This is a genomic window from Afipia sp. GW821-FHT04G03 (genome assembly GCF_059419985.1).
This window is the reverse complement of record NZ_JBWKSV010000002.1, coordinates 389659-413843: the sequence shown is the minus strand read 5'-3', so window position 1 is coordinate 413843 and position 24185 is coordinate 389659. Positions and strand designations below refer to the sequence as shown.

Genomic DNA, 24185 nt, shown 5'->3' with positions numbered 1-24185 from the left:
GGAATAGAGCACTTGCAGGCGAAAGCGCAAGCTGGAGTTGTGCGCAGCCATCGGAAGCAATTATGGGAAATAGAGGTTTTCCAAGGGCTTACCAAACACCGTTGCGTGATCGGCCTTTGTCGTCGGTCCAGGTCCATGCCGCTGCCGGCCGGCCGAACCAAGGCTGGCTGGTGGCCGGAGCGCATGTCCTACCGGTCGCCCTCGGACGCGGCGGAATCAAGGCCAACAAGTTCGAAGGCGACGGCGGCACGCCGCGCGGCATCTTTCATCCTGTCAGGGTCTGGTGGCGGGCCGACCGGCACCCCCGGCCGCACACGTTTCTACCGACCCGGATGATACGGCCCACCGACGCCTGGTCGGAGGATCCCGCCGACCGGCATTACAACCGCGCCGTCATCCGCACGCCAGGCGACGCCGGCGACCGGCTGACGCGCGACGATCATCTTTACGATTTCATCGTCGAGATCGACCACAACACCCGGCCCCGTATCGCCGGACGCGGCAGCGCCGTCTTCCTGCATCTTGCGCGTGAAAACTTTTCGCCGACCGCAGGCTGCGTCGGACTCACACAAAGCGCGATGCTGCGCTTGTTGTCGCGATTGGGGCCGCGGACGAAAATCACGATCGGGTAGCAGGCAGAGTTGAGTTGCCTCGTCATCCTGAGGTGCGAGCCGTCTTCGGCGAATTCTCGCGCTATCGCCGTCCGAAAATCGCAGACCCAATCCTGACATGCGTCGCGCCCAGTTGAATTGCAGTCTCGAAATCTGCGCTCATGCCCATGGACAGCAATTTCAAACCGTTGCGCGCGGCGATTTTGGCCGTGAGCGCGAAGTGCGGCGCGGGCGGATCCTCGACCGGCGGAATGCACATCAATCCGGAAATATGCAAACCGTGAACGTCGCGGCAGCTTGCGATGAAGGCATCGGCCTCGGCGGGAGCGATCCCCGCCTTCTGCGGCTCCTCGCCTGTGTTCAGCTGAACGAACAATTCCGGGCGCCTGTCTTGCTTAACGATTTCTTTCGCCAGCGCTTCGCAGAGACTCGCGCGGTCAAGCGAGTGGATGGCATCGAACAGCGCTACCGCCTCCTTCGCCTTGTTGGATTGCAGCGGCCCGATCAGATGAAGCGCGAGTCCGGGATGACCGGACATCAGCGCAGGCCATTTGGCCTTGGCCTCCTGCACGCGGTTCTCGCCGAAGACGCGCTGGCCGGCCGCGATCACGGGCGTGATGGCGTCGCCGTCGAATGTCTTGGACACCGCGACCAGCGTCACCGAGGCGCGATCGCGGCGAGCGTCCCTGCATGCGCGCGCGATTTCGCGTTCAACGGCGGCAAGGCCGTTTGGTGAATCGGATGTTACCGGCGACATGTTATCCACAGCCATCGATGCAATCTTACCTTCAAATTAGCGATCATTCGAATTTTAGCGAATTGAAGAAAGGGTCCTTGAAGCCTTTCTCCGTAGTGTCGGCATGGGCAAGGGAATACCGATGTCAATCGCCAGCTTCGGCCGCAACACGTCAAAACTCAAGGCGCTTTTCGGGATTCGCGCGCGGCTCGTGCTGCTTGCGCTGATTCTGGTCGTTCCCTTGATGCTCGATCGCGTGCGCCTGCTGGAAGACACGCGGTCCAAGCAGGTCGCACAAGCCGCGAGCGAATTGTCCGAGCTTGCAAGACATACCGCCGACGCCCAGCGCGAGATCATCTCCACGGTGCAGGCCGTTCTGAAGTCCTCCGCCTATATCTATGCCGCAGCGTCCCACCAGGGCCGCGGCTGCGCCATCATGCGCGCGAGCCTGCGCGTCGACCTGCCGTGGATCAGAAGCCTTTCGGTGATCGGCGGAGACGGAGTCGTGCAGTGTTCGACCGAGCAGAACGTCAGCGGCCTCGATCTCGGCGACCGCAGCTACTTCCTGCGCGCGCGCGACTCCCATGAATTTGTAGTGAGTGATTACATCTTCAGCCGCGCCGCCAACCTTCCGACCCTCATGGCCGCTTATCCGGTGTCCGCCATAGCAGGCGGCCAGGAGGCCGTGATCATTGCGGCCGTGGAACTGAGGTGGATGTCGCAGCTTTTGAGCAACCGCGGCGAGCGCTCCGGCGTATCCGTGGTTCTGGTCGACAGCAAGGGAACGATCCTCGCGTCTCCGCCCGAAAGCGCGAATCTGATCGGGCAGCAGCTGAAAGACACATCTCTCCTCGAAGCGGTCACGCTGCGGGAAATCAATCTCGATCGCGAATTCGGCTCGATCGCCTTTGAGAGCGCCGACGGCGAGAAGAAAGCCGTCTCGTTCGCCCGCGTCTCCGGGACGGGCGCGCGCATGATCGTGAGCGTCAACCAGTCGATCATGCTCGGCGACATCAATCGCGATATCCGGACCGCTTATCTGCAGCTCGGATTCGTCGGGCTTCTGACGCTGCTCGGCGCATGGTTTGCCGGCGAGCGTCTCATCATCCGCCCCCTCCGCATGATGACGGACATGGCCAACCGCTTCGGCCGCGGCGAACTCTCGGCGCGTGCGTCGGGCACCACCGTGCCGCGCGAGTTCATTCCGCTGGCGCAGGCTTTCGATGCGATGGCGTCCCAACTGTCCGAGCGCGAACGCGAGATGGCCGCGGCCAACGACCGGCTGACCGTCATCGCGTCCCTTGATCTTGTTTCGGGCCTGGCCAATCGCCGCGGTTTCCAGAGCCGCCTCGACTTCGAATGGATGAAGGCGCTGCAATCGGACAGCCAGCTGTCCGTGCTGATGATCGATGTCGATCATTTCAAGCTGTTCAACGACACCTACGGCCATCCGGAAGGCGATGCCTGCCTCAGCCGGATCGGCGAGGTGCTCGCGACCACCGCCGATACCTGCGCGGGATTTGCCGCCCGGTATGGCGGCGAGGAATTCTGCTTGCTGCTGCCAAACAGCAATGCCGCGCGCGCCACGCAGGTGGCCGAAAAAGTCCGCGCGACCGTCGAAGGTCTTGCGATTCCGCACCTCACCAGCGCCTGCAAAACGGTCACCGTCAGTGTCGGCGTCGCGACGATTACGCCGGGCGCGGCCCAGCCGCAGGACGACCTGATCGAGGCAGCGGACGCAGCGCTCTATGCAGCCAAGCGCCGGGGTCGGAATGCCGTGGTCGAACACGGTCTGAGCCGGACCGCCGACCAGCCGATCTCGCTGGCGGGCTAAGGCGGCCTTATCTGCGCCTAAGGCGTTGACCCGTCGCGGTCTTTTATGGCTAGTCTGCCGCTTCTATTCCCCCTTTGGCAGACGACCGATCCAATGACCACCGAACGCTACAACGCCCGCGAATCCGAGCCGCGCTGGCAAAAAATCTGGGATGAGCGGGCGATTTTCGCCACGCGCAACGACGATCCCCGGCCAAAATACTATGTGCTCGAGATGTTCCCCTATCCGTCGGGGCGCATCCACATGGGTCACGTCCGCAACTACACCATGGGCGACGTGGTCGCGCGCACCATGCGCGCCAAAGGCTTCAACGTGCTGCATCCGATGGGATGGGACGCGTTCGGCCTGCCCGCCGAGAATGCCGCAATCGAGCGCAAGGTCGCGCCGAAGGCCTGGACCTACGAGAACATCGCCGCGATGAAGAAGCAGCTCCAGACCATGGGGCTGTCGCTGGACTGGTCGCGCGAATTCGCGACCTGCGATCCGGGCTACTACAAGCATCAGCAGAAGATGTTTCTGGATTTCATGAAGGCGGGGCTCGCCGAGCGCGAAAAGCGCAAGATCAACTGGGATCCGGTCGACATGACCGTGCTTGCCAACGAGCAGGTGATCGACGGCCGCGGCTGGCGCTCAGGCGCGCTGGTCGAACAGCGCGAGATGAACCAGTGGGTCTTCAAGATCACGAAGTATTCGCAGGATCTGCTCGACGCGCTGGATGGACTCGACCGCTGGCCCGACAAGGTGCGGCTGATGCAGCGCAACTGGATCGGCCGGTCCGAGGGATTGCTGGTTCGTTTCGCGCTTGATCAGGCGACCGCGCCGAACGGCGAAAGCGAACTCAAGATTTTCACGACGCGGCCCGACACGTTGTTCGGCGCGAAGTTCATGGCCATCGCGCCGGATCATCCGCTGGCGCAGGCAGCGGCTGCGAAAAATCCGCAGCTCGCCGCGTTCATCGCCGAGGCGAAGCGTCACGGCACCGCGCAGGAAATCATCGACACCGCCGAGAAGCAGGGCTTCGACACCGGCATCAAGGCGGTTCATCCGTTCGACCCCGACTGGAAGCTGCCGGTCTATGTCGCCAACTTCGTGCTGATGGAATACGGCACCGGCGCGATCTTCGGCTGTCCCGCGCACGACCAGCGCGACCTCGACTTCGTCAACAAGTACAATCTCGGCAATACGCCGGTAGTCTGCCCCGAGGGGCAGGATCCTGCGAGCTTCGTCATCACCGACACCGCCTATGACGGTGACGGGCGGATGATCAACTCGCGCTTCCTCGATGGCATGACCATCGAGCAGGCCAAGGAAGAGGTCGCCAAGCGGCTGGAAGGCGCGATGCGCGGCAACATGCCTGTCGCCGAGCGGCAGGTGAACTTCCGCCTGCGGGACTGGGGTATCTCGCGTCAGCGCTACTGGGGGTGCCCGATCCCGGTCATTCACTGTCCGAAATGCGACGTGGTGCCGGTGCCGGATGCAGACTTGCCAGTGGTGCTGCCGGAGGATGTGACCTTCGACAAGCCAGGCAACGCGCTCGATCATCATCCGACCTGGAAGCACGTCGCCTGCCCGCAATGCGGCGGCAAGGCGCAGCGCGAAACCGACACCATGGACACATTCGTGGATTCGTCGTGGTACTTCGCGCGCTTCACCGATCCGTGGAACGAGAACGCGCCGACGACACCGAAGGTCGCCAACCACATGATGCCGGTCGATCAGTACATCGGCGGCGTCGAACACGCGATCCTGCATCTGTTGTATTCGCGCTTCTTCACCCGCGCGATGAAGGCGACCGGACACGTCGGCATGGACGAGCCGTTCGCCGGCATGTTCACGCAGGGCATGGTGGTTCACGAAATCTACAAGAAGAAGGACGGCACGTTCGCCTCGCCGGCCGAAATCACCATCACGACCGTCGGCGACAAGCGTCAGGCGACGTTGCTGGGCTCGAACGAAACCGTCGAGATCGGCGCGATCGAAAAGATGTCGAAGTCGAAGCGCAACACCGTCGATCCCGACGACATCATCGGCACCTACGGCGCCGACACCGCGCGCTGGTTCATGCTGTCCGACTCGCCGCCCGACCGCGACGTGATCTGGAGCGAGGAAGGCGTGCAGGGCGCGAGCCGGTTCGTGCAGCGCATCTGGCGTCTGGTGAATGCCGCGGCTCCGCATCTGCCGAAATCCGGCACGCCGCTCAGCCTTGATGGCCCTGAAAGCGCGCTGGCATTGCGGCGCATCTCGCACCGGACGCTGGCGGATGTTTCGGCGGCCATTGAACGGCTGCGCTTCAACACCGCGATCGCCAAGCTCTATACGTTCGTCGGCGCACTGGCCGAGGTCGTCGATGGCCCGTCAAAGCCGCTTGAGACCGATGCCGCCGTCGCAGCCGCTGCCCGGGAGGCCTTCGACATTCTGGTGCGGCTGATTTCCCCCATGATGCCGCACCTGGCCGAGCAGTGCTGGCATGTGCTCGGGCATCAGGAACTGGTTTCCGAGGCGAAATGGCCCGAAACCGAAGCGAAATTGCTGGTCGATGACACAATTACGCTCCCCGTGCAGGTTAATGGCAAGAAGCGCGCGGATGTCACGGTCGCCCGAAATGCCCAAAATACGGAAATTGAGGCTGCCGTTTTGGCAATCGATGCAGTAAAATCGGCCTTGGACGGGAAATCTCCCCGGAAAGTCATCATCGTTCCGCAGAGGATCGTGAATGTCGTGGTTTGATACGCGCATCGCTGCCCGGCTTCTTGCCGTGGCGGCCATTGCGGCCCTCACGGCCGGTTGCTTCCAGCCGATGTACGCCGAGCGCGGGCCGGACGGCGGCTCGGCGCTGCGCGACAAGCTTCAGGGTGTTGAAGTTCCTCCGCTCAACCTGCCGAACGGTTCGCGCGAAGCGCGCCTCGGCGTCGAGATCCGCAATGCGCTGATGTTCAGCATGTACGGCAGCGCGGTCGGCGGCCCGCCGACTCACCGCCTGCTGCTGCGCATCACGACATCCCGGCTGTCGGTCATCGTCGATCCCACCACGGCACGGCCTGACATCGAAAACTACGGCATCGATGCGACCTACGAGCTGAAGGAAAACACCACCGACAAGACGGTGCTGACCGGAACGACGTTCTCGCGCGTATCCTATGACATTCCAGGACAGGCACAGCGCTTCGCCCGCTCGCGCGGCTTGCGTGACGCGGAAGACCGCGCGTCCAAGGTGATCGCCGACAATATCAGCCAGCGCCTCGCATCGTTCTTCATCGCCGGTAGCTGATCGGGCCTCTTTCGTCAGGATCGTCGTGGTCGCGCTTCGCGGGAAGGAAATCGACGCGTTTCTCGCACGGCCCGATCCCTCGCGGCCGATTATCCTGCTTTACGGCCCTGACGCAGGCCTCGTGCGTGAGCGCGCCGACGCCTTGATGGCATCCGCCGTCGACGACCCGAACGATCCCTTTTCACTGGTCAGGATGGACGGCGACGAGCTTGCCGCCGAACCGTCGCGCCTCGTCGATGAAGCCATGACGGTGCCGCTGTTTGGCGGCCGCCGCGCGATCCGGATTCGCGCAGGCTCCCGCAGCTTTGCCGCCGGCATCGATACGCTGGCCGGGATGCAACTGCGCGACTGCCGCATTGTGATCGAGGCCGGCGAACTGCGCCCGGACGCGCCGTTGCGAAAAGCCTGCGAGAAAGCCAAGTCCGCCGTCGCCATCGCCTGCTATGCGGACGGCGAGCGCGATCTCGCCAGGCTGATCGACGACGAACTGCGCGCTTCGAACTTGAAGATTGCGCCCGACGCGCGCGCAGCGCTCACATCCCTGCTCGGCGGCGACCGGCAAGCCTCGCGCAATGAAATCCGGAAAGTCGCGCTTTACGCCCACGGCCAGCGCGAAGTCACGCTTGATGACGTGGTGGCGATCGTCACTGACGCCTCGGGTCTTGCACTCGATCCCATCGTGGACAATGCGTTTGCCGGACGCGCTGCCGATTTCGAAGCCGCATTCGCCAAGGCGATGGCAGCCGGGACAAACTCCGGCTTTATCGTCATGACTGCACAGCGCCACGCGGCGCTGCTGCACAAGGCGCGGCTTTCCATCGATGAAGGACGCAGCGAGCTCGACGCGCTCGAGAGCGGATTTCCGCGGCTGCATTTCTCGCGCAAGACTTTGGTGGAGACCGCTTTGCGCAACACCAGCACGGAGCGCATGAGCCGCGTGATGGCACAACTGGCGGACGCGGCGTTCGACATGCGCAAGCAGTCATCGCTGTCGGACATCATCGCGCAGCGCGCGCTGCTTTCAATCGCGGTGAACGCGCGTCGGCGGAGCTAACTCCGGCTTACTTGCCCGCTTCCAGCCGCCGCAAAATTTCGTCAAGCTGATCGAGATCGGTGTACTTGATCAGCACCGTGCCGCCCGGATTGCGGTGATCGACACTGACCTTCAACCCGAGCACATCGCTGACGCGCTTTTCCAGCGCGAGCGTGTCGGAATCTTTCGCCGGTGCCGAGCCGCGCGCTTTCTGCGGCTTGCGTTCCGGCACGCCTTCTTCATGCGCGAGCGCTTCGGTCTGACGCACGTTCAGACCTTCCTCGACAATGCGCTTCGCGGCAGCCGCCGCATCCGGCACGCCGATCAGAGCGCGCGCGTGACCCGCCGACAGTTTGCCTTCGGCGATATACGCCTGAACCTGATCCGGCAGTTTTGTCAGACGCATCATGTTGGCGACATGGCTGCGGCTCTTGCCGACGATTTTCGCGATGTCTTCCTGGCTGCGTTTGAACTCGGCAGCGAGCGCGTGATAGCCCTGCGCCTCTTCCATCGCATTCAGATCGGAGCGCTGCACGTTTTCGATGATCGCGATCTCGAGCGCGTCGCTGTCGCTGACATCGACGGTGACGATCGGCACGTCATGCAAACCCGCGCGCTGTGACGCGCGCCAGCGCCGCTCGCCGGCGATGATCTCGAAACGATCCGTAGCGCCCTTGACCGGCCGCACCACGATCGGCTGGATCACGCCGTGCTGCTTGATCGACGCCGACAGCTCGCCCAACTCGTCGTCGGAAAATGTCCGGCGCGGATTGCGCGGATTAGCTTTCAGGAATTCGATCGGAACGCGGCGCGGCGTGCGCGACGGACGATCGACATGCGCCGCCTCGCCGCCGACATCGCCAATCAGACTTGCAAGACCGCGACCCAATCGCGAACGCTCGTCGGCCATCGCCGTCTCCCTTGCACTCAACTCACGCACTCCCGCTTCGCAAACTTCTAAGACGCAGCGATTTTTTTCGCCGCAGCATCATCGCAATGAGATCAGTGCGCGCGCAACTCACGCTCGCGCTGAATGACTTCAGTCGCAAGCTTCAAATACGCTTCGCTGCCGACACACTTGAGATCGTAGACCAGCACGGGCTTGCCGTGGGACGGCGCTTCCGAAATGCGGACGTTGCGCGGGATCATGGTGTCGTAAACTTTCTTGCCCATGAACTGGCGCACGTCGGCGACGACCTGGTTCGACAGGTTGTTGCGCGAGTCGAACATCGTCAGCACGATGCCGTGAATCGACAGCGTCGGATTGAGCGTCGTGCGCACCTGCTCGACCGTCTGCAGCAACTGCGACAGGCCTTCGAGCGCGAAGAACTCACACTGCAGCGGCACGAGAATCGCGTGAGACGCCGCCATGGCGTTGACGGTGATGAGATTGAGCGACGGCGGACAATCGATCAGCACGTAGGTGTAGTCGGTGCCCGGATCGACATTGACGTTCAGATCGGCGATGGCGTCGCGCAGACGGAACGCGCGGTCGCGCGTGGTGCCGAGTTCGAGTTCAAGGCCCGACAGATCCATGGTCGACGCCGCGATGTGCAGGCGCGGCACCGCGGTCGGGATGATCGCCTCGCGCAGGTTGGCTTCGCCGATCAGCACGTCATAGGTCGAACAATTGCGGTTGCGGCGGTCGATGCCGAGCCCGGTCGAGGCGTTGCCCTGCGGATCGAGATCGACGATCAGTACCCGCTCGCCGATGGCTGCCAGCGCGGTGCCGAGATTGATCGCGGTCGTGGTCTTGCCGACGCCGCCCTTTTGGTTGGCCAGCGCCAGGATGCGGGGGTGACCCCTCTCGCCCGTCGCCGTGCCTTCGCCTTGAAAAATTCCGTCGATGCCAACCATGTGCCTGGCCGCCTTGTGACTGTTTACTGCTGGACGAGTGATCGCCGCTCAATGGTGTTGAGCTCGACGATCCAGCCGTGTCCGCCGGTGCGGCTGGAATGTAAAAGTGGCTTGATATTCCAATATTTAGTAGCTTCCGTCAATTCGGACTCTACATCTTGTCCTTTGAGAAACAAGGCTTTCGCGCCTTGCCGGATCAGGGGTTCCGCGTAGCCCAGCAACATATGTAGTGGAGCAACCGCGCGCGCGGTGACGCAATCTATCGGCGCCTGCAAACTATCCACATAATCCCCGATGTCGGCGAGGATAACTGTGCCAGCGGCACCGGTGACACGCAGCGCCTCGCGCAAAAATGCAGCCTTCTTGGCATTGCGCTCAACGAGCTGGACCGACGCGCCGGGATGTTCGGCCATTGCACAAGCCAGCACCACGCCGGGGAAACCGCCACCGCTGCCGAAATCGAGCCAGTGTTTCGCCGATGGTGCGAGATCCAGAAGCTGCAGCGAATCGGAAATGTGCCGGGTCCAGAGCTGCGGCAGCGTGGAGGGCGCGATCAGGTTGGTCTTGGCCTGCCATTCGACCAACAGACCAACATAGCGATCGAGCCGCGCCTCTGTTTCACGTGAAACAGGAGTGAGCTTCAGGGCGGCGACCTTGTCGGAAGCCGATATGGAGGCTTGGGCCGGTTTGGCCATGAGATAACCTCAGGCCGTTGCGCTGGAGGGCCTGCGGGACTCACGCCGCAGATACGCCGCGAGAATTGCCAGCGCTGCCGGAGTCATGGCCTCGATCCGGCCGGCGTGGCCGATGGTCCGGGGCCGCACAGTTTCGAGCTTCTGCCTAGCTTCATTGGAGAGACCCGGAACGGCACTGTAATCGATATCGGTCAGGACAAGGCTTTCGTCACGCCGGAAGGCCTGCACATCGGCGGCTTGGCGCGCCAGATAGACATCGTACTTGGCGTCGATCTCCAGATGGACCGCGATCTTGGGGTCGATCGCGTTGAGTTGCGGCCAGATCGAGGTGACATTCGCCCATTCGACGCCGGGATAGGCCAGCATCTCAAACGCCGTGCGGCGCTGGCCATCCTGATTGAGGGTGAGGCCGTGCTTGGCGGCTTCATTGGGCGTCACCGAGAGGGATTTCGCCAATGATTTTGCGGTCTTGAGGGCTTCCATCTTGGCGGCATGACGCCCTGCCCGTTCCGCGCCAACGCAACCCAGCGCGATGCCCCGATCGGTCAGGCGTTGATCGGCATTGTCCGCCCGCAATGTCAGGCGATACTCGGCCCGCGAAGTGAACATCCGGTAGGGCTCGGTGATTCCCCGCGACGTCAGATCATCGATCATCACCCCGAGATAGCCTTCTGCGCGGTCGAACACGACGGGCGCGCCGCCGCCGGTCAGCAAGGCCGCGTTCAGTCCCGCAACCAGCCCCTGCGCGCCGGCTTCTTCATAACCGGTGGTGCCGTTGATCTGCCCGGCCAGGAAAAGCCCCGGTACCCGCTCGGTTTGAAGCGTCGGATCGAGTTCACGTGGATCGACGTGGTCGTATTCGATGGCGTAGCCCGGACGGACCATTTTCACGTGCTCAAGGCCCGGAATGGTCGCCAGAATAGCCTGCTGAACCTCTTCCGGTAGCGATGTCGAGATGCCGTTGGGATATACCGTGGTGTCGTCGAGCCCTTCCGGCTCCAGAAAGATCTGGTGCCCGTCGCGGTCGCCGAAGCGGACGATCTTGTCCTCGATGGAGGGGCAATAGCGCGGGCCGGTGCTTTTGATCTGCCCGGAATACATCGGCGAGCGGTGCACATTGGCGCGGATGATGTCGTGGGTGGCGTTGGTGGTCCGCGTGATGCCGCATTCGATCTGCCGGATAGAAATCCGGTCGGTCAGCACCGAAAAAGGCTCGATCGGGTCGTCGCCGGGCTGCATCTCGACCACAGACCAGTCGATAGTCGATCCATCGAGACGCGGCGGTGTTCCAGTCTTGAGGCGGCCCAGCGTAAAGCCTGCGCGCTCGAAAGACTTGGAAAGACCCATTGCGGGAGCCTCTCCGACCCGTCCTGCGGGCCAGTTTTTCTCGCCGAGATGGATGAGGCCCCGCAAAAAGGTCCCGGTAGTCACGACCACGGCGCCCACGGCGAATTCCCGGCCATCTCCGAGGCGGATTCCGCAGATTCGTCCCTCAGACAGCAAAAGCTCGTCCGCTTCACCCTCTATCACGGTCAGATTGGCAGTTTCCCGGATCGCGGCCTGCATCGCGGCCGCATAGAGTTTGCGATCTATCTGGGCGCGGGGACCACGGACCGCCGGTCCCTTGCGGCGGTTCAGAACGCGAAATTGAATCCCGCCCTGATCGGCCATTCGGCCCATGAGGCCGTCGAGCGCGTCGATTTCCCGGACCAAATGGCCTTTTCCAAGCCCGCCGATGGCCGGATTGCAGGACATAGCGCCAATGGTCGCAAACTGGTGCGTCACCAGCGCCGTTTTAGCGCCCGCGCGCGCGGAGGCCGCCGCAGCTTCACAGCCGGCGTGGCCTCCCCCGATCACGATGACATCGAACATTGTCTGCATGGGCGGACTTCTACCGCTTTGATGCAAAAGCTCAAAGACGGAATTCGCGCGAAAGTGTTTCACGTGAAACAAAATGGCGAATGGAACCTGTTTCACGTGAAACAGGGCCAATGGCCCAGCAGGTGGTCCATTGGACTACCGGGCTATTTGCCGATGCAGAACTCGCGGAAGATGACATCCAGAATATCCTCGACGTCCACCCGGCCGGTCAATCGGCCCAATGAATGAATCCCAATTCGTAGCTCTTCCGCCAAAAGTTCGTCGCCCTTCGACGCCGCCTGCCCGGCTCGGTCCAAGGCATCTGCAGTTTCGCGCAGCAAGGTCCGGTGCCGGGCGCGGCTGACCAGCGCCATCTCGCCCGATCCGAAATAATCCTGGGCGTAGGACACCAGCGCCGCGATCAGGTCCGGAACGCCGTCGCCGCGTGACGCCGAAATATCGAACCGCGCGGACGACGCCCTCGCCTCTCTTTTTGCGGCCAGCAGATCGACCTTGTTACGCACGATCCAGACCGGCGCGTGATCGTCCGCGCCATCGAGCGCAGGCGCGACCTCATCATTCGCATCGACCAGCCACAGCACCAGGTCGGACGTGCGTGCGCGATCACGTGCACGACGCACACCCTCCTGCTCCACCGGATCGATGGTGTCGCGAACGCCCGCGGTGTCGATCACCGTCACCGGATAACCATCGAGATCGAGATGCACTTCGATGATGTCGCGCGTGGTGCCGGCGTGAGGCGAAACAATCGCGGCATCACGCCGCGCCAGACGATTGAGCAATGTCGATTTTCCGGCGTTCGGCGGGCCGGCGATCGCAACAGTCAGCCCCTCGCGCAGACGTTCACTTTGTGCCGATGCCGCAAGGGTTTCTTCAATTTCGGATTTTAGCGCCGCGATCCTGCGCAACGCTGGCGCGATCAATTCCGCCGACACGTCGCCCTCATCGGAAAAATCGATGCCTGCTTCGACAAGCGCGGATGCTTCGATGATCTGCTGCCGCCAGCTCTCGGCTTTTGCGCCGAGCAATCCTTTCAGATGCCGCAGCGCTTGCCTGCGCTGACGGTCGGTGTCGGCGTGAATGAGATCGTCGAGGCCTTCGGCTTCGGTGAGATCGAGCTTGCCGTTCTCGAACGCGCGCCGCGTAAACTCGCCGGGCTCCGCCGGACGCAGGCCATCGATGGCGCCGAGCGCATCGAACATCGCAGCGATGACCGCGCGGCCGCCGTGAACATGGAATTCCGCGACGTCTTCACCCGTGGCGCTGTGCGGCCCCGGAAACCAAAGCGTCACCGATTCGTCGAGCGCGCTGCCGTCGAGATCGCGCAAGGTCGCCACGTGGGCGAGGCGGGGCGAAGGCAACTTTCCGCAAAGCCGCTCGACGGCCGAGCTGGCCTGTCGGCCGGACACCCGGATGATGGCGATGGCGGATGGCGCGCGGCCGGACGACAGGGCGAAGATGGTCTGGTCGGGAGAATGCATGACCTATTTGTCGGACACGTCTCCGGCAGGCAATCAAAAATCCCTGAGATCGGCAGATCCGGATATATTGCATCGCAATATACTGCAGATCCAGGTGCAGCAATGCGATGTTGCGATGCACTATAACTTGGGGTGCGGCGTGGGGGCTTTCTCCCGTCAATCAATCCCGAAATGAAAATGCCCGGCGCAAGGCCGGGCATCGCAGTATTTGAGGACCGAGGCGAAGACCCCGCCCTAAAGCCGTTACGGCTAGGTGTTCATCGACTCGAAGAATTCCGCGTTGTTCTTGGTGTTGCGAAGCTTGTCGAGCAGGAAGTCGATGGCGTCCATGGTGCCCATCGGATTGAGGATGCGGCGAAGGACGTACATCTTCTTGAGCAGCTGCGGATCGGTGATAAGTTCTTCCTTGCGCGTACCGGAGCGCGAAATGTCGATCGCCGGGAAGGTGCGCTTGTCGGACACCTTGCGGTCGAGAATCAATTCCGAGTTGCCGGTGCCCTTGAACTCTTCGAAAATCACTTCGTCCATGCGGCTGCCGGTATCGACCAAGGCCGTCGCGATGATCGTGAGCGATCCGCCTTCTTCGATGTTACGCGCGGCGCCGAAGAAACGCTTCGGGCGCTGCAACGCGTTGGCGTCGACGCCGCCGGTCAGCACCTTGCCGGATGACGGCACTACGGTGTTGTAGGCGCGGCCAAGGCGAGTGATCGAATCGAGCAGGATCACAACGTCGCGGCCGTGTTCAACCAGACGCTTGGCTTTCTCGATCACCATTTCGGCGACCTGGACGTGACGCACCGCCGGTTCGTCGAATGTCGAAGAGACAACCTCACCCTTCACCGAACGCTGCATGTCGGTGACTTCTTCAGGACGCTCGTCGATCAGAAGAACAATCAGATAGCATTCCGGATGATTGGCTGTGATCGAGTGCGCGATGTTCTGCATCAGCACGGTCTTGCCGGTGCGGGGAGGAGCCACGATAAGTGCGCGCTGGCCTTTACCTATAGGGGCTACGATATCGATGACCCGCGCCGACAGGTCTTTCCGCGTTGGGTCTTCCAGTTCTAGACGGAAGCGCTCGTCGGGAAACAGCGGCGTCAGGTTGTCGAAGTTGACCTTGTGCTTGGACTTCTCGGGGTCCTCGAAGTTCAGCGTGTTGACCTTCAGCAACGCGAAGTAACGCTCGCCTTCCTTCGGGCTGCGAATATGGCCTTCGATAGTGTCGCCAGTGCGCAACCCGAAACGCCGGATCTGCGACGGCGAGACGTAGATGTCGTCCGGGCCGGGCAGGTAATTGGCGTCCCACGATCGGAGGAATCCGAAGCCGTCGGAGAGAACCTCGACGACACCTTCACCGATGATGTCGGTTTCCTGGATCGCAAGCTGCTTGAGAATGGCGAACATCAGCTCCTGCTTCCGCATGGTGCTGGCATTTTCGACCCCAAGTTCTTCAGCGAACGAGACAAGCTCCGCCGGTGTTTTGGTTTTGAGGTCTTGTAGTTTTATTTCCCGCATTGGGGTTGTCCTGTGGAGAATGTGAAGAAAAAGATGATGGGGGAGGGGAGCGAGAGGTTCAGCCTGCTGACGACAAACGGACTACAAAAAACAATTGGAAGTCCGCAGGTCTCAAGTCTGGAAGTCTTGAGCGAGGAAGGTGCCAGGAGGCTTCGAACCTGATGTGGCGGCCGGTCCAACAGTGAGACCGGGACTCAACCACATCCGCCTGCGTTCGGTGGGATGAGGCGAATATAGAAAATCGTCCGGCTTCACGCAAGGACGCTATTGCTGGTCTGGAAAACCCATTAAGCCCTGCTAGAAGGGTTTAACGATCACCAGAACGACAATCGCGATCATCAGGACCGTCGGTATTTCGTTGATAATACGGTAGAATTTCTGACTTCGGGTGTTTTTATCTTCGGCAAAATCCCGCACCCGGGCGCTGAAAAAGCCATGAACCCCGGACAGGACCAGCACCAGTGCGAACTTCGCGTGAAACCAGCCGGACAAATACCAGTTGCCCTGCCAAGCCAGCCACAATCCAGCCAGCCAGGTCACACCCATCGCCGGATTGATGATCGCCTTGAGCAGCCGCCGTTCCATCACCTTGAAGGTTTCGGACTGTTTCGAGCCGATCTCGGCTTCACAATGATAGACGAATAGCCGCGGCAGATAGAGCATTCCCGCCATCCAGGAGATGACGGCAATCACATGCAGCGCTTTGATCCATTCGTACATCGCTTCGCTCTATCGCCTTTTCTTTTCTGCCAAGCCTGTCGTCGCTCGAAAAACAGTTTCCTCAAATTCAATTGGAGGAACTCTTTTTCGCTGAGACCGTTGAGCAGCATCGACAGATGACGTGAGACGAGACCTTTCCGCAAGCATGACTTCCTTAAAGAATCATTTTTAGATTCTTAGGTTTGAGTCAGTGTGGCGGTGATTAGCGTCCGCGCAATTTTCTCCCGTCTTTATCCAGCGACCGTCCACATGCCGCCGCTTTATACCCACTCATGAAGGACATCCGGTCGAGGGCAAATAGGCCGATAGATTCAACCGCTTGCGCATTGCCGGCCCGGCATTATCCCAAGACAAATCCACACAAGCCCGCTACCATCCAATCCGAGGCTGGATTTCATCCCGAAATCAGTCCTGTGAATTCATTGGCGGGTTATCCCGGGTGGTGCCGCCCCTTGCGTAAATAAACAGTGAAATGCCCACAGCAACACACATCTATCCACAGCAGTCGGGCGGATAAAATACGGGAATCGACACCACAGAATGCCTACGTCCCGCAGCTATTTTCATCTTCACATGATTTCCGATTCGACGGGTGAGACGCTGATCACTGTCGCGCGGGCAGTGGCTGCGCAGTATTCCAACGTGTCGCCGGTCGAGCATGTCTATCCGCTGGTGCGCAGCCAGAAGCAGCTCGATCGTGTGCTGGCGGAGATCGAGGAAGCGCCAGGCATCGTTCTCTTCACGCTGCTCGAGAAGGATCTGGTCGAGCGGCTCGAAGCCAAATGTCAGGAAATCAACATCCCGAGTCTGTCGATCATCGGCCCGGTGATGCAATTGTTTCAGGCCTATCTCGGTACCGAAACGTCGAGACGGGTCGGCGCACAGCACACGCTTAACGCCGAGTATTTCAAGCGCATCGACGCGCTGAATTATTCCATGATGCACGACGACGGTCAGCACGTGGATGGGCTTGAGGAAGCCGACGTCGTTCTCGTGGGGGTGTCGCGCACATCGAAGACACCGACATCGATCTACCTCGCCAATCGCGGCGTGCGCACCGCCAATGTGCCGCTGGTGCCGGGAATCCCGATTCCGCATCAGCTTGAAACATTGACGAAGCCGCTGGTGGTGAGCCTTCATGCGACGCCGGAGCGGTTGATCCAGGTTAGGCAAAATCGCCTGCTCGGCATCGGCAGGGTTGGCGACGATTCCTATATCGATCGCCAGACCGTTGCGGAGGAAGTGGCCTTCGCGCGCAAGCTGAGCGCGAAGTTCGATTGGGCGCAGCTCGATGTCACCCGCCGTTCGATCGAGGAAACCGCGGCCGCGATCATGAAGCTTTTCGCCGATCGTCAGCGTCAGAAGGCCTGATCGCGATGACGCTGTGGCGTGAACAGCAGCCGTTGATCCTTGCATCACAAAGCGCCGTGCGCCGCAGCCTGCTCGCGAACGCGGGCATCGCGGTCGAGACCGTGCCGGCCGATATCGATGAGCGCGCCATCCAGCACAGCTCCGGTCTGAAGAATCCCGGCGAGATCGCTGCACTGCTCGCGGGCAAGAAAGCCCTGTTTGTCTCGATGACGCGTCCCGGGCGGTATATCGTCGGAGCGGACCAGACGCTGGCATTGGGTGAGCAGCTTTTCAGCAAACCTGCGAATCGGGTTGCCGCACAGGCACAAATCGCGCTGCTGTCGGGAGAGACTCATGAACTGCACAGTGCAGTCAGCGTCGTGAAAGACGGCGTTGCGCTGTTTTCTCATGTTAGCGTCGCCCGCATGACCATGCGGCCACTGACGGAAAAAGAAATCGCTGCCTATCTTGATGAAGCCGGTGACGTCGTGACCGCAAGCGTCGGCGCCTATCAGCTGGAAAAGACCGGCGTGCATCTGTTCGCACGCATCGAAGGCGACCACTTTACCATTCTGGGATTGCCGATGCTGCCGTTGCTTGGTTTCTTGCGCAGCCGCGATCTGCTGGCTGTATGACGAAAGAATTGCCGATGCTGTTGCTGGGACTGACGGGTTCGATCGGGATGGGGAAGTCGACCACCGCGAAACTGTTCGAGGAGGCCGGGGTGCCGGTCTACGACGCCGACGCCACCGTGCATAAAGTCTACGAAGGCGAGGCGACGCCCGCGGTCGAAGCGGCGTTCCCCGGCAGCACCGCGAACGGCAGGGTCGACCGGCAGAAGCTGTCGGCCATGGTCGTCAACAATGCCGAGGCCATGAAGCGGCTTGAAACGATCGTGCATCCGATGCTGCGTAGCCATCAGCTCAAGTTCCTGAGCGACGCGGAAAAATCCGGCGCGCCGGTGGCTGTGCTCGATATTCCACTGTTGTATGAGACCGGCGGTGAGGGGCGCGTCGATGCGGTGGTGGTGGTGACCACGACGCCCGAGATCCAGCGCGAGCGCATTCTGGCGCGAGACAATATGACCCCCGACAAGCTGGATGCGATCCTGGCGCGTCAACTTCCAGACGCCGAAAAGCGCAAGCGCGCCGATTTTGTGGTGGACACATCGCACGGCCTGGAGCCGGTGCGGCAGCGGATCGGTGAAATCCTCCGCGAAGTCGTTAAGATGCCGAAACGGCGAACCTGATTCGCTCAACTTGCTGGCGTTCACATGCGCGAAATTGTTCTCGATACAGAAACCACAGGCCTCGATCCGCTGCGCGGCGACCGGCTGGTGGAGATCGGCTGCGTCGAGATGGTCAATCGCATGCCCACCGGGCAGACGTTTCATGTCTATCTCAATCCCGAGCGCGACATGCCGCAGGAAGCCTTCAATGTGCACGGGCTGTCGAGCGAGTTTCTTGCCGACAAGCCGCTGTTCGTGGCGGTGGCGGACGATTTCCTGACATTCATCGCGGACGCGCCGCTGGTCATTCACAACGCGTCGTTCGATATCGGCTTCATCAATGCCGAACTTGCCAAGGTGTCGCGCGCGGCAATTCCGCGTGACCGCCTGGTCGATACGCTGACGCTGGCCCGGCGGAAGCATCCCGGCGTGTCGAACCGGCTCGACGATCTGTGTTCGCGCTATGCCATCGACAATTCCCGCCGCACCAAGCACGGAGCGTTGCTCGACGCGGAACTGCTGGCGGAAGTTTATATCGATTTGATCGGCGCGCGGCAGTCGCAACTGATCCTTGCGGCCGAGGCGCCGCGGGCATTCGGCGCAGGACAAACCGATGCGCCGCGCCGGCAGCGGGAGACGCCGCTTGCCCCGCGCCTCACTGAGGCGGACACCGCCGCGCACGCAGCCTTTGTCGCGACTCTCGGTGGGTTGCCGATCTGGAACGAGTTTTCAAAAGAGTCGTAAGCGAAGCGAGATCGCTTCGCCGTTATCAGCTCGGCTTGCTCTGCTGCTGCTGCTCGGCCTGACGCGCCATGTTCTGGCGGTAGAGGCCGACGAAATCCACCGGATCGAGCATCAGCGGCGGGAAGCCGCCATTGCGCACCGACGATGCGACGATTTCCCGGGCGAACGGGAACAGCAGCCGCGGACATTCAATCATGATCAGCGGATGCAGGTTTTCCTGCTGCACGTTCTGGATGCGGAAAACGCCGGCATAGACCAGCTCGAAACCGAACAGCAAGAAGCTCTCGTTTTCGCCCTTGCCCTCGATGGTCAGCGCGACTTCGTAGTCGTGCTCGGCGACCGCAGTGGCGGTGACGTTGATCTGGATGTTGATCGACGGCTGCTTGTCCTGGGCGGCGAGCGAATTCGGCGAGTTCGGATTCTCGAATGAGAGATCCTTGATGTACTGCGCCAGGACGTTGAGCTGGGGCGGAGCGGAATTCTCGAGAGGAGCGCCGTTGCCGTTGGTCATGAAGATGTCTCTCCGAGAATGTGGAAGCGGGATCGCATAGACGCGCCCCGGTCGGATTGGCCTGCCAAAGCGCGTCGATTGCAGCCAGGGCGGCCCCGGAACAGGCGCACGCCCTTGTCGGGGCGAGTGGCTATCATAGCCTTGCCGCATTCGACAAGGACGATAGACCCATTCTGCTCCGTTTGGGTTGGCCGCAACCGCCAGATCGGGTAGAATCGGCCTAAATCGCGGCTGCGAATGGCTAAAATCCTGCCTTTCGGGCCTTTCAAAGCGCGGCATATAGCGGTGTTGGCTGGGTCGGGTTTCGTGCCTACATGTTGTTGGCAAATGCCTGAGTGACCCATCTCGGGAAGTTTCTCGGGTGACGTGCAGCACCGATCAGAAAGTGAATGCGACGTGGATATTTACACCATCATTTTTCTGGCTTTGGCCGTCTTCATTTTTCTGCGGTTGCGGAATGTGCTGGGACAGCGGACCGGCGACGAGCGCCCGCCATTCGACCGCGCGGCGCGTGATGTTTTGCGGGGCGCTCCCGATAATGTCGTGCCGATGGGGAAGACCATCGATCAGGCGCCGCTGGCGCCGTCGGCGGAACCCACCGTCGCCCCCGACCGCTGGAAGGGAATTGCGGAATCCGGCTCCTCCCTTGCGCGCGGTCTGGACCAGATCGCCGTCACCGATCCCTCGTTCGACGCGCAGCATTTCATTACCGGCGCGAAGAGCGCCTATGAAATGATCGTGCTGGCGTTCGCCAATGGGGACCGCCGTGCGCTGAAGGATTTGTTGTCGTCCGAGGTCTATGAGGGCTTCGAGGCCGCGATCAAGGAACGCGAGCAGCGCAGCGAGAAGGTCGAGACGCGTTTCGCGTCGATCGACAAGGCCGAGATCGTCAATGCCGAGACGAGGGATCGCGCCGCGCAGATCACCGTGCGCTTCGTGTCCCAGATGATTTCGGTCACGCGCGACAAGGACGGCGCTGTCGTCGATGGCAACGCGGAAAAGCTCACCGATGTCACAGATGTCTGGACGTTCGCCCGCGACATCGCTTCGCGCGATCCAAACTGGAAGCTGGTTGGGACGGAAAGCGGACAATAGAAAAAACGCCGTTCCCGGCGCGCGCGCCGGGGCGCTTGGCGCGTGGCTGAGCGCCGGCGCATTCGGATTGCTCGCAACCGTAACGCTCGCCATCGCAGACGCCAAAGCCCGGGATATTCACAGCCGGTCCGTTGAGCATCACGGCGAGCATCATGACGCCGAGAAGCGTGGCCCGGTTCTCTGGCCGCTGGAAATCCCCGAAAGCCAATACGCACCGTTGAAATGGTCCGAGGTCATCGGTTGGGCCGAAGATGATCCGTTGCCGGCATTCAAGACGTTTCGCCTCAGTTGCAAACCGATCGCGGCGCAGAAAACCCCGCTCGCGGACAGCAAGGCCCTCGGCACCTCGTTGCGCGATCCCTGCATCGCGGCCCGCGCCGACGACATTTCCGACAGCGTGAAGGCGCGCGAATTCTTTGAGCGGCATTTCGTGCCGTTGCAGATTTCGCGCATCGGCGAAGACGTTGGTTTTGTCACGGGCTATTACGAACCCATCGTCGACGGGTCCCGCACCCAGACCGATGTCTACAACGTGCCGGTTTACCGTCGCCCGTCGAATCTGTTCGTGCGCGGATTTTCGCAAGCCAGCGCCAGTATGCCCAACAAGGGCAAGGTGTTTCGCAAGATCGGCCGCCGCAAGCTGGTGCCGTATTACGACCGCGGCGAGATCGAGGATGGCGCCATCGCGGGGCGGGGGCTTGAGGTGGTCTGGCTGAAAAGCCAGACCGATCTGCTGTTCATCCAGATCCAGGGTTCGGCGCGGATTCGCCTTGAGGACGGATCGATCGTGCGCATCAACTACGAAGCGCATAATGGTTATCCGTACACGCCAGTCGGCCGCGTGCTCATCGAGCGCAATATCGTGCCGAAAGACCAGATGTCGATGCAGAAGATCCGCGAATACATGGAGCAGAGTCCGGATGCGGCCAAGGAGTTGCGCCGGCAGAACAAGTCCTATGTGTTTTTCCGCGAGGTCACGCTGTCGGCAACCGATGAAGCGGTCGGTGCGCAGGGCGTGCCGCTGACCGCAGGCCGTTCCATCGCCGTCGACAGGAATCTGCATGTCTACGGCACGCCGTTTTTCATCGAAGGCAACCTGCCGATTGAATCCGACACATCGAACACGCCGTTCCGCAAGCTGATGATCGCGCAGGACACCGGCTCCGCCATCATCGGTCCCGCGCGCGCGGATATTTATTTTGGCGCGGGCGCCGACGCGGGCCGCGTCGCCGGCCGGCTGAAAAATCCGGCGCGCTTTACGATGCTGCTGCCGAAAAGTCTCGACCCCGCGCCGCGCGGCAAGACCATGCCGCTGCCGGCGGACCGGCCATCGGCCACCATCGCAAAGCTGTTTCCGCAGACCGATCCGGCGAAGGACGCGCCAAAAGAAGCGTCGAAGGAAATTGCCAAGGACGTCGCCAAGGACGCTCCTGCCAAGGAAACACTCAAAGATACGCCCAAGGATCAGCCAGCTTCCGCGCAGAAGCCTGCTGTGCCGCCGATCGCTCCCGTGACGTCCGCGCCGGTGACGGCTCCCCCTGCGGCCGCTGGCCCAACGGCTGCCGCGCCTGGGCAAGCGCCGGTCGCTCAGGCCGTGCCGCTGCCGGAATCGCGTCCGAAGGCGGCGCCGGAGGCGGCTCCCACAGCGGCGGTGAAATCCGAGAAGCCCCGCCGTTCGCGCCATTATCGCCGCAGCCGTCATCGCCAATGAAGCGCCCGCCGGTTCTTGATCCGCCACAAGTCACGCGCCGCAAGCGCGCGTTGAGCAATGAAGAACGTGAGTTGTGGGAAGCCGTCGCGAAACAGGCGAAGCCGCTGCGCAAGCGCGCGCGTCCAGTGAAAGGCTCAGTAGCCGAGGTTGTCGAGGAAAAACCCGCTGCTGCAAAACCGATAACGCTGCCGAAGTCTCCGGCAGTGGTTCGGAAAATTCCAGCTGCGCCCGCCGTGCCGCCGCTTGCGCCGCTGGGACGGCGCGAGCGTTCGCAGCTTTCACGCGGCAGAAAAGATATCGACGCGCGGCTCGATCTGCACGGCATGACGCAGGTCAAGGCGCATCGCGTGCTGCTGAACTTTCTGCACCACGCGCACGAGAGTGGCATGACGTTCGTTCTCGTCATCACCGGCAAGGGCCGCACGGTGGGTCCGGAATCCGAGCGCGGCGTGCTGCGCCGTCAGGTGCCGCAGTGGCTTAGCCTGCCCGAATTTCGCGGCTTTGTGGTCGGCTTCGAGGAAGCCCACATCGGCCACGGCGGCGAGGGCGCGCTTTATGTGCGGGTGAGGCGGGCGCGGTAACGCGCGCCGCTACAAAATAAACCGGCTGAGATCCGCGTTCTTCGCCAGATCCCCGACATGCGCCTTCACATAATCGGCGTCGATGCGAATGGTCTCGCCATTGCGGTCGGGCGCGACGAATGAAATCTCGTCCAGCACCCGCTCCATCACGGTCTGCAAGCGCCGCGCGCCGATATTCTCGATGGTTGAGTTCACCGCGACCGCGACATCGGCCAGCGCGTCGATGGCGTCGTCGGTGATGTCGAGCGTGACGCCTTCGGTCAGCATCAGCGCCACATACTGCTTGATGAGAGACGCTTCCGGCTCGGTCAGGATCCTGCGCATGTCGTCGCGAGTCAGCGCCTGCAATTCGACGCGGATCGGCAGGCGGCCCTGCAATTCCGGCAGCAGGTCCGAGGGCTTGGCGATGTGGAACGCGCCGGACGCGATGAACAGGATGTGGTCCGTCTTCACTGCGCCGTGCTTGGTGGAGACGGTGGTGCCTTCAATCAGCGGCAGCAGATCGCGCTGCACGCCCTCGCGCGACACGTCGCCGACCCGCGCGCCCTCGCGCACGCAGATCTTGTCGATTTCGTCGAGAAAGACGATGCCGTTGTTTTCCACCGCCTGGATGGCTTCCTGCGTGAGCTGGTCGCTGTCGAGCAGCTTGTCGCTTTCCTCGTTGACCAGCAGCTCGTGGGAATCCGCAACGGTCAGCCGTCGCGTCTTGGTGCGCCCGCCCATCTTGCCGAAAATGTCGCCGATGTTGATCGCGCCGATCTGCGCGCCGGGCATGCCGGGAATCTCGAACATCGGTGCGCCGCCGGACGACTGCGTCTCGATCTCGATTTCCTTGTCGTTCAGTTCGCCCGAGCGCAGCTTCCTGCGAAACGAATCGCGCGTCGCGGCACTTGAGTTTGCGCCGACCAGCGCATCGAGCACGCGTTCCTCGGCGGCGAGTTGCGCGCGTGCCTGCACGTCCTTGCGCTTGCGTTCGCGGGTTTGCAGGATCGCGACCTCCACCAGATCGCGGACGATCTGTTCGACGTCGCGGCCGACGTAGCCGACCTCAGTAAACTTGGTGGCTTCGACCTTGAGGAAGGGTGCATTGGCAAGCCGCGCCAGCCGCCGCGCGATCTCGGTCTTGCCGACGCCGGTGGGCCCGATCATCAGGATGTTTTTCGGCAGCACTTCTTCGCGCAGCGATCCGGTCAGTTGCTGCCGCCGCCAGCGATTACGCAGCGCGATGGAGACCGCGCGCTTGGCGTCGGACTGGCCAACGATGAAGCGGTCGAGTTCGGAAACGATTTCGCGGGGAGAAAAGTCTGTCATGGCTCTTAGCTATTGTTGAATGG

At 61.8% G+C, this 24185-nt stretch carries 22 protein-coding genes; 12 read left to right on the top strand and 10 right to left on the bottom strand.

Annotated elements, in window-relative coordinates; genetic code table 11:
• The first annotated feature begins 62 nt into the window (after window positions 1-62).
• Window positions 63-632, top strand: a complete 570-nt coding sequence (locus tag AC07UB_RS11235; protein ID WP_494653031.1) for a L,D-transpeptidase family protein — start codon at window positions 63-65, stop codon at window positions 630-632.
• A gap of 61 nt (window positions 633-693) precedes the next feature.
• Here AC07UB_RS11235 and AC07UB_RS11230 read toward each other — a convergent pair whose 3' ends face one another.
• Window positions 694-1383 carry a YggS family pyridoxal phosphate-dependent enzyme gene (locus AC07UB_RS11230; protein ID WP_492791423.1) on the bottom strand — a complete coding sequence of 230 codons (690 nt, stop codon included), beginning with the start codon at window positions 1381-1383 and terminating at the stop codon, window positions 694-696.
• Window positions 1384-1489: 106 nt separating this feature from the next.
• On the opposite strand from AC07UB_RS11230, the gene AC07UB_RS11225 reads away from it, so the two are divergent.
• The 4 genes from AC07UB_RS11225 (at window position 1490) to holA (ending at window position 7503) form a co-directional block, all read left to right on the top strand.
• A complete protein-coding gene (locus tag AC07UB_RS11225; protein WP_492791424.1) occupies window positions 1490-3181 on the top strand; it encodes a diguanylate cyclase domain-containing protein in 1692 nt (563 codons plus the stop codon).
• Window positions 3182-3274: 93 nt separating this feature from the next.
• Complete coding sequence (leuS, locus tag AC07UB_RS11220; RefSeq protein ID WP_492791425.1) at window positions 3275-5908, top strand: leucine--tRNA ligase; 2634 nt, start codon at window positions 3275-3277, stop codon at window positions 5906-5908.
• Window positions 5895-6449, top strand: a complete 555-nt coding sequence (locus AC07UB_RS11215; RefSeq protein WP_492791426.1) for an LPS assembly lipoprotein LptE — start codon at window positions 5895-5897, stop codon at window positions 6447-6449. The genes leuS and AC07UB_RS11215 overlap by 14 nt, the downstream gene beginning before the upstream one ends.
• Before the next feature lie 25 nt (window positions 6450-6474).
• Window positions 6475-7503 carry a DNA polymerase III subunit delta gene (gene holA, locus AC07UB_RS11210; protein ID WP_492791427.1) on the top strand — a complete coding sequence of 343 codons (1029 nt, stop codon included), beginning with the start codon at window positions 6475-6477 and terminating at the stop codon, window positions 7501-7503.
• A 7-nt stretch (window positions 7504-7510) separates the two neighbouring features.
• Here holA and AC07UB_RS11205 read toward each other — a convergent pair whose 3' ends face one another.
• The 7 genes from AC07UB_RS11205 to hemJ form a co-directional block, all read right to left on the bottom strand.
• Window positions 7511-8392 (bottom strand): ParB/RepB/Spo0J family partition protein, encoded by an 882-nt coding sequence (locus AC07UB_RS11205; protein ID WP_492791428.1) that lies wholly within the window; start codon window positions 8390-8392, stop codon window positions 7511-7513.
• 92 nt (window positions 8393-8484) lie between these two features.
• A complete protein-coding gene (locus tag AC07UB_RS11200; protein WP_492791429.1) occupies window positions 8485-9339 on the bottom strand; it encodes a ParA family protein in 855 nt (284 codons plus the stop codon).
• A 23-nt stretch (window positions 9340-9362) separates the two neighbouring features.
• A complete protein-coding gene (gene rsmG / locus AC07UB_RS11195; protein WP_492791430.1) occupies window positions 9363-10034 on the bottom strand; it encodes a 16S rRNA (guanine(527)-N(7))-methyltransferase RsmG in 672 nt (223 codons plus the stop codon).
• A 9-nt stretch (window positions 10035-10043) separates the two neighbouring features.
• Complete coding sequence (mnmG, locus tag AC07UB_RS11190; RefSeq protein ID WP_492791431.1) at window positions 10044-11915, bottom strand: tRNA uridine-5-carboxymethylaminomethyl(34) synthesis enzyme MnmG; 1872 nt, start codon at window positions 11913-11915, stop codon at window positions 10044-10046.
• 143 nt (window positions 11916-12058) lie between these two features.
• Window positions 12059-13396: a tRNA uridine-5-carboxymethylaminomethyl(34) synthesis GTPase MnmE gene (mnmE, locus tag AC07UB_RS11185; RefSeq protein WP_494653027.1), complete on the bottom strand. Its 1338-nt coding sequence runs from the start codon at window positions 13394-13396 to the stop codon at window positions 12059-12061.
• Window positions 13397-13645: 249 nt separating this feature from the next.
• A complete protein-coding gene (gene rho / locus AC07UB_RS11180; RefSeq protein WP_046828143.1) occupies window positions 13646-14911 on the bottom strand; it encodes a transcription termination factor Rho in 1266 nt (421 codons plus the stop codon).
• A 297-nt stretch (window positions 14912-15208) separates the two neighbouring features.
• Window positions 15209-15631 carry a protoporphyrinogen oxidase HemJ gene (gene hemJ / locus AC07UB_RS11175; RefSeq protein WP_492791433.1) on the bottom strand — a complete coding sequence of 141 codons (423 nt, stop codon included), beginning with the start codon at window positions 15629-15631 and terminating at the stop codon, window positions 15209-15211.
• 540 nt (window positions 15632-16171) lie between these two features.
• On the opposite strand from hemJ, the gene AC07UB_RS11170 reads away from it, so the two are divergent.
• Genes AC07UB_RS11170 through dnaQ form a run of 4 tightly spaced genes read left to right on the top strand, consistent with a single transcriptional unit; the run spans window position 16172 to window position 18953 of the window.
• The gene (locus AC07UB_RS11170) at window positions 16172-17002 is read left to right on the top strand and encodes a pyruvate, water dikinase regulatory protein (RefSeq protein WP_492791434.1); all 831 of its coding nucleotides are present in this window, start codon (window positions 16172-16174) and stop codon (window positions 17000-17002) included.
• Between the two features lie 5 nt (window positions 17003-17007).
• Entirely contained in the window at window positions 17008-17616 is a 609-nt protein-coding gene (locus tag AC07UB_RS11165) for a Maf family protein (RefSeq protein ID WP_492791435.1), read from the top strand.
• 14 nt (window positions 17617-17630) lie between these two features.
• Window positions 17631-18230, top strand: coding sequence for a dephospho-CoA kinase (gene coaE / locus AC07UB_RS11160; protein ID WP_492792735.1), 600 nt, complete (start codon window positions 17631-17633; stop codon window positions 18228-18230).
• A gap of 24 nt (window positions 18231-18254) precedes the next feature.
• Complete coding sequence (gene dnaQ / locus AC07UB_RS11155; RefSeq protein WP_492791436.1) at window positions 18255-18953, top strand: DNA polymerase III subunit epsilon; 699 nt, start codon at window positions 18255-18257, stop codon at window positions 18951-18953.
• A gap of 25 nt (window positions 18954-18978) precedes the next feature.
• Here dnaQ and secB read toward each other — a convergent pair whose 3' ends face one another.
• Window positions 18979-19464, bottom strand: coding sequence for a protein-export chaperone SecB (gene secB, locus AC07UB_RS11150; RefSeq protein WP_492791437.1), 486 nt, complete (start codon window positions 19462-19464; stop codon window positions 18979-18981).
• A gap of 396 nt (window positions 19465-19860) precedes the next feature.
• Between secB and AC07UB_RS11145 the strand changes: the two genes are divergently transcribed.
• Genes AC07UB_RS11145 through AC07UB_RS11135 form a run of 3 tightly spaced genes read left to right on the top strand, consistent with a single transcriptional unit; the run spans window position 19861 to window position 22851 of the window.
• On the top strand, window positions 19861-20559 hold the full coding sequence (locus tag AC07UB_RS11145) for a Tim44/TimA family putative adaptor protein (protein ID WP_492791438.1): 699 nt from the start codon (window positions 19861-19863) through the stop codon (window positions 20557-20559).
• The gene (mltA, locus tag AC07UB_RS11140) at window positions 20537-22270 is read left to right on the top strand and encodes a murein transglycosylase A (RefSeq protein ID WP_492791439.1); all 1734 of its coding nucleotides are present in this window, start codon (window positions 20537-20539) and stop codon (window positions 22268-22270) included. The genes AC07UB_RS11145 and mltA overlap by 23 nt, the downstream gene beginning before the upstream one ends.
• Window positions 22267-22851 (top strand): Smr/MutS family protein, encoded by a 585-nt coding sequence (locus AC07UB_RS11135; RefSeq protein ID WP_494653022.1) that lies wholly within the window; start codon window positions 22267-22269, stop codon window positions 22849-22851. Before mltA ends, AC07UB_RS11135 begins: the two co-directional genes overlap by 4 nt.
• A gap of 9 nt (window positions 22852-22860) precedes the next feature.
• Here AC07UB_RS11135 and hslU read toward each other — a convergent pair whose 3' ends face one another.
• Window positions 22861-24162 carry an ATP-dependent protease ATPase subunit HslU gene (hslU, locus tag AC07UB_RS11130; protein ID WP_492791441.1) on the bottom strand — a complete coding sequence of 434 codons (1302 nt, stop codon included), beginning with the start codon at window positions 24160-24162 and terminating at the stop codon, window positions 22861-22863.
• Window positions 24163-24185 lie beyond the last annotated feature (23 nt).

Excerpts from the sequence above, each read along its gene's own strand:
- hemJ (WP_492791433.1), bottom strand. The coding sequence starts at position 15,631 with ATGTACGAATGGATCAAAGCGCTGCATGTGATTGCCGTCATCTCCTGG.
- mnmE (WP_494653027.1), bottom strand. The coding sequence starts at position 13,396 with ATGCATTCTCCCGACCAGACCATCTTCGCCCTGTCGTCCGGCCGCGCG.
- rho (WP_046828143.1), bottom strand. The coding sequence starts at position 14,911 with ATGCGGGAAATAAAACTACAAGACCTCAAAACCAAAACACCGGCGGAG.
- dnaQ (WP_492791436.1), top strand. The coding sequence starts at position 18,255 with ATGCGCGAAATTGTTCTCGATACAGAAACCACAGGCCTCGATCCGCTG.
- AC07UB_RS11200 (WP_492791429.1), bottom strand. The coding sequence starts at position 9,339 with ATGGTTGGCATCGACGGAATTTTTCAAGGCGAAGGCACGGCGACGGGC.
- rsmG (WP_492791430.1), bottom strand. The coding sequence starts at position 10,034 with ATGGCCAAACCGGCCCAAGCCTCCATATCGGCTTCCGACAAGGTCGCC.
- AC07UB_RS11235 (WP_494653031.1), top strand. The coding sequence starts at position 63 with ATGGGAAATAGAGGTTTTCCAAGGGCTTACCAAACACCGTTGCGTGAT.
- coaE (WP_492792735.1), top strand. The coding sequence starts at position 17,631 with ATGCTGTTGCTGGGACTGACGGGTTCGATCGGGATGGGGAAGTCGACC.
- AC07UB_RS11215 (WP_492791426.1), top strand. The coding sequence starts at position 5,895 with ATGTCGTGGTTTGATACGCGCATCGCTGCCCGGCTTCTTGCCGTGGCG.
- leuS (WP_492791425.1), top strand. The coding sequence starts at position 3,275 with ATGACCACCGAACGCTACAACGCCCGCGAATCCGAGCCGCGCTGGCAA.
- hslU (WP_492791441.1), bottom strand. The coding sequence starts at position 24,162 with ATGACAGACTTTTCTCCCCGCGAAATCGTTTCCGAACTCGACCGCTTC.
- AC07UB_RS11205 (WP_492791428.1), bottom strand. The coding sequence starts at position 8,392 with ATGGCCGACGAGCGTTCGCGATTGGGTCGCGGTCTTGCAAGTCTGATT.
- secB (WP_492791437.1), bottom strand. The coding sequence starts at position 19,464 with ATGACCAACGGCAACGGCGCTCCTCTCGAGAATTCCGCTCCGCCCCAG.
- mnmG (WP_492791431.1), bottom strand. The coding sequence starts at position 11,915 with ATGCAGACAATGTTCGATGTCATCGTGATCGGGGGAGGCCACGCCGGC.
- AC07UB_RS11170 (WP_492791434.1), top strand. The coding sequence starts at position 16,172 with ATGCCTACGTCCCGCAGCTATTTTCATCTTCACATGATTTCCGATTCG.
- AC07UB_RS11230 (WP_492791423.1), bottom strand. The coding sequence starts at position 1,383 with ATGGCTGTGGATAACATGTCGCCGGTAACATCCGATTCACCAAACGGC.
- AC07UB_RS11165 (WP_492791435.1), top strand. The coding sequence starts at position 17,008 with ATGACGCTGTGGCGTGAACAGCAGCCGTTGATCCTTGCATCACAAAGC.
- AC07UB_RS11135 (WP_494653022.1), top strand. The coding sequence starts at position 22,267 with ATGAAGCGCCCGCCGGTTCTTGATCCGCCACAAGTCACGCGCCGCAAG.
- AC07UB_RS11225 (WP_492791424.1), top strand. The coding sequence starts at position 1,490 with ATGTCAATCGCCAGCTTCGGCCGCAACACGTCAAAACTCAAGGCGCTT.